The sequence below is a fragment of the uncultured Sphingomonas sp. genome (assembly GCF_964243315.1).
GTDB lineage: Bacteria > Pseudomonadota > Alphaproteobacteria > Sphingomonadales > Sphingomonadaceae > Sphingomonas.
This window is the reverse complement of sequence record NZ_CAXTEM010000092.1, coordinates 1-6923: the sequence shown is the minus strand read 5'-3', so window position 1 is coordinate 6923 and position 6923 is coordinate 1. Positions and strand designations below refer to the sequence as shown.

Here is a 6923-nt window from a genome sequence, read left to right as displayed (position 1 = left end):
CGTAGAAGCGGAAGCCGCCGACGATCTTGTACGGCATGCCGATCGCGATGAAGCGATCCTCGAACTCGCGGGTCTGGTGCTGGGCGCGGACCAGGATTGCGACGTCGTCGAGGCTCTTGCCCGCGCGCTGGCAAGACTCGATCTCGTCGCCGACCCGACGTGCCTCCTCGGGCCCATCCCAGACGCCGATCACCTTCACCTTCTCGCCCGCGTCGAGCTCGGTCCACAGCGTCTTGCCGAGCCGTCCGCTATTCTGCGCGATGACGCCCGATGCGGCGCCGAGGATGTGCGGGGTCGATCGGTAATTCTGTTCGAGCCGGATCACCGTTGCGCCCGGGAAGTCCTTCTCGAACTTGAGGATGTTCTCCACCTGCGCGCCGCGCCAGCTGTAGATCGACTGGTCGTCGTCGCCGACGCAGGCGATGTTGCGGCGTTCCTGCGCGAGCAGACGAAGCCAGAGATACTGGACGCTGTTGGTGTCCTGATACTCGTCGACCATGATGTAGCGGAAACGCTGCTGATAGAGCGTCAGCACGTCGCGGTGCGTCTTCAGGATGACCAGCATGTGGAGCAGCAGGTCGCCGAAGTCGCAGGCGTTGAGCGCCTTCAGCCGGTCCTGATACGCCTGGTACAGCTCGCCGCCGCGACCGTTGGCATAGCGCTCGCTTTCGCCAGCATCGATGTCGCGGGGGATGAGGCCCTTGTTCTTCCAGTCGTCGATCAGCCCCGCAAGGCTGCGCGCGGGCCAGCGCTTCTCGTCGAGGTCGGCGGCGACGATCAGCTGCTTCAGCACGCGAAGCTGATCGTCGGTGTCGAGGATCGTGAAGTTGGATTGCAGCCCCACCAGCTCGGCATGGCGGCGGAGCATCTTGGCGCCGATCGCGTGGAAGGTGCCGAGCCACGGCATGCCCTCCACAGCATCGCCAACCAGCCGGCCGACGCGTTCGCGCATTTCGCGCGCCGCCTTGTTGGTGAAGGTGACCGACAGGATCTCGGACGGATATGCCTTGCGGGTCCACAGCAGGTGCGCGAGCCGCGCGGTCAACGCCGCGGTCTTGCCGGTGCCCGCGCCCGCCAGCATCAGTACGGGACCCTCGGTCGTCAGTACCGCCTCGCGCTGGGGCGCGTTGAGGCCGCGCAGATAAGGAGGATCGTCGGAGAGGGGGGCGAGCTGCGTCACCGTCGAACAGGTAGGGAACGCGGGCGCCGGGAGCAAGCGCGATGGCCTTGCATGCGCATCATCTTCGTGGGAACAAAGCGTGAAGTGCGGGGCTGCTCGACAGCGGGAGAGTGTGATGACCACGACGGGACGATGCCGGTGCGGCGCGATCGGCTATGCGGCGGAAGGCGAGCCGCTGCATCACGCGATCTGCCATTGCGCGGATTGCCGGCGTAGCGCGGGCGCACCGATGATCGGATGGATCGCCTATAAGCATGAGCAGGTGACGATCACCGGGACGCCGACAATCTACAACTCGTCCGGAGCGGCGATGCGCCAGTTCTGCGGCACCTGCGGAACGGGCATGTTCTATGTCAACGAGCAGGTCCTTCCCGGCTTGATCGACATCCAGTCCGCGACTCTCGACGATCCCGATCGGTTTCCGCCCGGTGCCCATATCCAGACTGCCGATGCATTGGCGTGGGAGGCCGACCTCGCCGCGCTGCCGCGGTTCGAGCGGTTCCCGCCGGTGGAGTAAGGGGGGGGGTGTCACTGATCCACCAAGCGCTCGAGCGTGATCGCGTCACTTCTCCCGTTCGTGCTGAGTAGAGACCGAGTAGGCTCGCAGAGCCGTATCGAGGGCTCGTATCGAAGCACAGGTTCCGCGCGACCACCTGTCCTTCGATACGGGCTCTCGATACGCCCTGCGGGCTACTCGATCCCTACTCAGGACGAACGGGGTTTGGTGATCTCCTCCACGTCCTCGCTTTGTCATCAAACTGTCACCGAACTGGATCAATCGGTGGAGCATCATGGCATCAACAGCTCTTGCCGGCGGCGAGTCGGTCTCGCACGTCCGTGGTCCGCGGCTCGACGCCGCGCTTCATCCGGCTGGGCGGTGGATCTTCGCCGCGGTGCTGCTCGGCGGGCTCGTCTATGCCGGCGTCAGCATCCTCGCCGATACGCAGCAGGTCGGTGAGCGGATGGCGATGGGGGTGTTCGCCTTTCTCGGGCTGGCACTGCTGATCGCGCTGGCGTTCGAATTCGTCAACGGCTTCCACGATACCGCCAACGCGGTCGCGACGGTGATCTACACGCATTCGATGCCCGCGCCCCTGGCGGTAGTTTGGTCGGGCGTTTGGAATTTCCTAGGGGTCATGTTCTCCAGCGGCGCGGTCGCCTATTCGATTATCACGCTGCTGCCGGTCGATCTGATCCTGCATGTCGGGTCGGCAGGCGGCTTCGCGATGATCTTCGCGCTGCTGCTCGCGGCGGTGATCTGGAACCTCGCGACGTGGTATGTCGGGCTGCCGAACTCGTCGAGCCACGCGCTGATCGGCTCGATCCTCGGCGTCGGGCTCGCCAACCAGCTGCTGTCGCAGGTGCCCGGCGGCACGTCGGGGGTGGCGTGGGGGCAGGCTCAGAAGGTGTTGTCGGGGTTGATGATCGCGCCGGTCATTGGCTTCGTCGGCGCGCTGCTGCTGTTGTTCGCGATGAAGCGGGTCCTGCGCGATCCGGCGCTGTACCGCGAGCCGGTCGGCAATGCCCCGCCGCCGCGGGGCATTCGGGCGCTGCTGATCGGAACCTGCACCGCGGTGAGCTTCGCGCATGGCGGCAATGACGGGCAGAAGGGGATGGGCCTGATCATGCTCATCCTGATCGGCTGCGCGCCGACCGCCTATGCGCTCAACCGCACCGTGCCCGAAAGCGCGACGCCCGCCTTCGTCCAGACCGCGAGCGCGGCATCGGCGGCCTATGCCGCGCATGGCGGGCGTGCCGGATCGATCGAGGAGGCGCGGGCGACGGTGACCCGCGCGCTGCAGACCAAGGCGATCGACGATCCCCGCGTCTTCGGCGGCATGTCGACGTTGTCGGCCGACCTCTCGGCGCGGATCGGCGGCTATGGCTCGCTTGGCAAGGTGCCCGCGGCGGCGACGCCGAACCTGCGCAACGACATGTACCTGGTGCTCGACACCACCAAGCTGGTGCTCGCCGACAAGGCCGCACAGGCGCGTTTCTCCGCCCCCGAACTCGACACGCTGAAAAGCTATAACGGGCAGCTCGAACAGGGCACGCGCTTCATCCCGCTCTGGGTGAAGGTGACGGTCGCGTTGGCATTGGGGCTGGGCACGATGATCGGCTGGAAGCGCATCGTGGTCACGGTCGGCGAGCGGATCGGCAAGACCCACCTGACCTACGGCATGGGCGCATCGGCCGAGGTGATGGCGGCGATGACGATCCTGCTGGCGGAGCGCTTCGGCCTGCCGGTGTCAACCACCCACATCCTGTCGTCGGGGGTGGCCGGAGCGTCGGTCGCCAATGGGGCGGGGCTGCAGCGGCGCACGATCCTGTCGATGGGGCTCGCCTGGGTGCTGACCTTGCCCGCGGCGATGCTGTTGGCGGGGACGCTCTACTGGCTGTTGCTGACGATCGTACGCCTGGCTGGCCTTTAAGCGCCAGGAGCCCGACGCGGGGCTATCGCCGGGGTCGCCGATGCGCCAAGGCGGCGCATGGACCAGACGATATCGACGGTGGATCGCGCGATCGAACTCGCGCAATCGGGGCAGATGCACTCGGTCAACGAGATCCGCCAGCGCCTGCGCCGCGAGGGGCACGAGTCGGTGCACCAGAGCCTGCATGGGCCGGCGATCAACCGCCAGTTGATCGACCTGATTCGCGCGGCGACGAGCGGGCTTTCGCGGGCAAGCTAGGGATCGATCCCCTTCCATTCGTCATCCCCGCGGAGGCGGGGATCCAGGACCCATGCCGCTGGTGAGTAAGCCCAGAAGTTCGCCCGTATGGATCCCCGCCTTCGCGGGGATGACGGAGTGAGAAGGCCGTTCCCTCAACTCAGCCGGTCGATGCCGGCGCGGTCGAGCGAGCCGGGGATGATCATCACCGGCACCCCGAGCGCGCCGGCGTCGGTGCCCGCGAAGTGGCTGACGAGGTCCCCGGGGGCGCCGGTGGCCGCCGCGCCAAGCACCAGCGCGGCGATGTCGTGGTTCGCGGCGATGATCTCGCGGATGATCTTGGGTGCGTCGCCCTGGCGGACAGTGATCGACGGCCGCAGCCCCGATTCCTGGATCAACGTTCCCGCCGCTGCCGAGACGATCCCCTCCGCGTGGATGCGCGCTTCCTCCTCGATCGTCGCCTGGACGCCGCCGAAGGCGATGAACTCCTGCGGCGGGATGACGGTGAGGATCTCGACGCCACCGCCTGTCTTCACCGCGCGCCGCGCCGCAAAACGCATCGCGATCTCCGCCTCCGGCGTTTCGTCCACGACGACCAGGTAGATGCGCATGATCGTCCGCTCCCGTTCGACTTATCGCCTCTGAGTGGCCCGAGACTTAGCATTCCGCAAGGGCGAGAGGACGTCGCGGGGTTGACCCTGCAAGGTCATGGCGCGAAGAGCGTCTCGCTCCCCAGGCAAGAGGATTTGCATGTCGATCGAGATCAAGATGCCCGCGCTTTCCCCGACGATGGAGGAAGGCACGCTGGCCAAGTGGCTCGTGAAGGAAGGCGATAGCGTCAAGTCCGGCGACATCATGGCCGAGATCGAGACCGACAAGGCGACGATGGAGTTCGAGGCGGTCGACGAGGGCGTGATCGGCAAGATCCTGATCGCGGAGGGCACCGACAATGTGAAGGTCGGCGCGGTGATCGCGATCCTTGTCGAGGACGGCGAGAGCGTCGGCGACATCGACTCGACGGCCAAGCAGGAAGCGCCGGCATTGGCCGAACCGCTGCCCAAGCCCGATTTCGACCCGACCGATCCCAACAAGACCGGCAGCGAGGCCGCGCCGGTCGAACGGACGATGGCGCAGGCGGAAGATCATGGCCGCCCACCCGAAGTCGCCAAAGCGCCGCAAGGTGGTGAGTCGACGAAGGATGCCACGCCCGCGCCCGCGAGCGGCGATCGCGTGAAGGCCAGCCCGCTGGCGCGCCGGATCGCCGCGGACAAGGGCGTCGATCTCGCCAGCCTGAAGGGCTCCGGGCCGAACGGCAGGATCGTAAAGGCCGATGTCGAAGGCGCGAAGGCCGGGGGTGCCGCGACGCTGGCAGTTGCGTCGGCAGCCGCGCCTGCCGCTGCGGACACTCCCGCGGCTCCCGCCAAGCCTGCAGCGATCCCGGACATCCCGCACGAGGCGGCCAAGCTCAGCAATATGCGCAAGACGATCGCGCGGCGGCTCACCGAATCGAAGCAGACGGTGCCGCACATCTATCTTACCGTCGACATCCGGCTCGACGCGCTGCTCAAGCTGCGCGCGGAGCTGAATGCGAGCCTGGAGTCGCGCAAGGTCAAGCTGTCGGTGAACGACATGCTGGTGAAGGCGCTCGGCGTGGCGCTGATCGCGGTGCCGAAGTGCAACGTGATGTTCACGCCGAACGAACTGATCAGCTTCAGCCGCGCCGACATTTCGGTGGCGGTGTCGACGCCCGCGGGCCTTATCACCCCGATCGTGGTCGGTGCCGACACCAAGTCGCTGTCGGCGATCTCGACCGAGATGAAGGACCTCGCCGCACGGGCGCGCGACAACAAGCTGAAGCCCGAGGAATTCCAGGGCGGCACCGCGTCGATCAGCAACATGGGCATGTTCGGGATCAAGCAGTTCGAGGCTGTGATCAATCCGCCGCAGGGCATGATCATGGCGATCGGCGCGGGCGAGAAGCGGCCCTACGTTATCGACGACGCGCTCGGCGTGGCGACGGTGATGTCGGCGACCGGCAGCTTCGATCATCGCGCGATCGACGGTGCCGACGGTGCCGAGCTGATGAAGACGTTCAAGGAGCTGGTCGAGCGGCCGCTCGGCATGTTGGCGTAGGCGCGACGTGCGGATGCTGGGCGAGGCACTGTACCTGGCCGCGGGGCTCGCGGTCGCGGGGCTGATGGTGTGGGCGGCGTCCTGGGCCTATCCGCTCGGCCGCACCGTTTTCTGGTGGTGCGGCGCGGCGGCGATGGCAACGACGCTGGTGTTCGGCGTCGGCCGGCTGCGCCGCGCGCGCAGCCATGATCGGGGGCAGTTTTGACCGCTCTGCCCGCCACGTCGCCGATCATCCGCGTCACCGCGATGCCCGCCGATGCGAACCCGTATGGCGACATCTTCGGCGGCTGGCTGATGGGCCATATGGATCTTGCCGCCGGATCGGTGGCGTCGCGGCATGCGCAGGGCAGGGCGGTGACGATCACCGTCGAGGGGATGAAGTTCCACCGGCCGGTGGTCGTCGGCGACGAGGTCTCGGTCTATGCGGCGCTGGTCGCGACCGGCACGACGTCGATGACGATCGATGTCGAGGCGTGGCGCCGCAGCCGGCATTCCGACGAAGCGTACAAGGTGACGCAGGCGCGCTTCGTCTTCGTCGCGATCGGCGAGGACCGTCAGCCGCGCAAGGTGCGCGCGATGGCAGCGGCCGATGAATGAAGATTCGCGTCTCGGCGCGTCGAACAAACGAGGAAATCTACGTGGCTGACCAATTCGACCTGATCATCCTCGGTTCCGGCCCAGGCGGCTATGTCGCCGCGATCCGGGCGTCGCAGCTCGGGCTGAAGACCGCGATCGTCGAGCGCGAGCGGCTCGGCGGCATCTGCCTCAATTGGGGCTGCATCCCGACCAAGGCGCTGCTGCGCACGTCCGAAATCTACCATTATATGCAGAACGCCGAGGCCTATGGCCTGAGCGCGGGCAACATCTCGTTCGATCTCGCCAAGGTGGTCGATCGCAGCCGCAAGGTGGCCGGGCAGCTCAATGCCGGCGTCAAGGGGCTG

Annotated in this window: 9 protein-coding genes; 7 read left to right on the top strand and 2 right to left on the bottom strand. The window is 66.8% G+C overall.

Going from position 1 to position 6923, the window contains the following annotated elements; all coding sequences use genetic code 11:
- The coding region (locus tag ACFE77_RS15675; RefSeq protein ID WP_375422581.1) for an ATP-dependent helicase at positions 1–1141 on the bottom strand (1141 nt) is incomplete at its 3' end.
- Positions 1142–1295: 154 nt separating this feature from the next.
- Here ACFE77_RS15675 and ACFE77_RS15670 point away from each other — a divergent pair.
- From ACFE77_RS15670 to ACFE77_RS15660, 3 genes are all read left to right on the top strand, one after another.
- Positions 1296–1697: a GFA family protein gene (locus tag ACFE77_RS15670; RefSeq protein ID WP_375422579.1), complete on the top strand. Its 402-nt coding sequence runs from the start codon at positions 1296–1298 to the stop codon at positions 1695–1697.
- A 274-nt stretch (positions 1698–1971) separates the two neighbouring features.
- Positions 1972–3612 (top strand): inorganic phosphate transporter, encoded by a 1641-nt coding sequence (locus tag ACFE77_RS15665; RefSeq protein WP_375422578.1) that lies wholly within the window; start codon positions 1972–1974, stop codon positions 3610–3612.
- Between the two features lie 78 nt (positions 3613–3690).
- A complete protein-coding gene (locus ACFE77_RS15660; protein ID WP_375422577.1) occupies positions 3691–3870 on the top strand; it encodes a hypothetical protein in 180 nt (59 codons plus the stop codon).
- Between the two features lie 134 nt (positions 3871–4004).
- Here ACFE77_RS15660 and ACFE77_RS15655 read toward each other — a convergent pair whose 3' ends face one another.
- Positions 4005–4460 (bottom strand): universal stress protein, encoded by a 456-nt coding sequence (locus ACFE77_RS15655; RefSeq protein WP_375422576.1) that lies wholly within the window; start codon positions 4458–4460, stop codon positions 4005–4007.
- A 139-nt stretch (positions 4461–4599) separates the two neighbouring features.
- Between ACFE77_RS15655 and ACFE77_RS15650 the strand changes: the two genes are divergently transcribed.
- The 4 genes from ACFE77_RS15650 to ACFE77_RS15635 form a co-directional block, all read left to right on the top strand.
- Positions 4600–5982 carry a pyruvate dehydrogenase complex dihydrolipoamide acetyltransferase gene (locus ACFE77_RS15650; protein ID WP_375422575.1) on the top strand — a complete coding sequence of 461 codons (1383 nt, stop codon included), beginning with the start codon at positions 4600–4602 and terminating at the stop codon, positions 5980–5982.
- A gap of 7 nt (positions 5983–5989) precedes the next feature.
- Entirely contained in the window at positions 5990–6187 is a 198-nt protein-coding gene (locus ACFE77_RS15645) for a hypothetical protein (RefSeq protein ID WP_375422574.1), read from the top strand.
- Between the two features lie 41 nt (positions 6188–6228).
- Positions 6229–6579, top strand: coding sequence for an acyl-CoA thioesterase (locus ACFE77_RS15640; RefSeq protein ID WP_375422580.1), 351 nt, complete (start codon positions 6229–6231; stop codon positions 6577–6579).
- A 41-nt stretch (positions 6580–6620) separates the two neighbouring features.
- Positions 6621–6923: FAD-dependent oxidoreductase (locus ACFE77_RS15635; protein ID WP_375422573.1), on the top strand; the 303-nt coding region annotated here is incomplete at its 3' end.

Excerpts from the sequence above, each read along its gene's own strand:
- ACFE77_RS15640 (WP_375422580.1), top strand. The coding sequence starts at position 6,229 with ATGCCCGCCGATGCGAACCCGTATGGCGACATCTTCGGCGGCTGGCTG.
- ACFE77_RS15665 (WP_375422578.1), top strand. The coding sequence starts at position 1,972 with ATGGCATCAACAGCTCTTGCCGGCGGCGAGTCGGTCTCGCACGTCCGT.
- ACFE77_RS15670 (WP_375422579.1), top strand. The coding sequence starts at position 1,296 with ATGACCACGACGGGACGATGCCGGTGCGGCGCGATCGGCTATGCGGCG.
- ACFE77_RS15650 (WP_375422575.1), top strand. The coding sequence starts at position 4,600 with ATGTCGATCGAGATCAAGATGCCCGCGCTTTCCCCGACGATGGAGGAA.
- ACFE77_RS15655 (WP_375422576.1), bottom strand. The coding sequence starts at position 4,460 with ATGCGCATCTACCTGGTCGTCGTGGACGAAACGCCGGAGGCGGAGATC.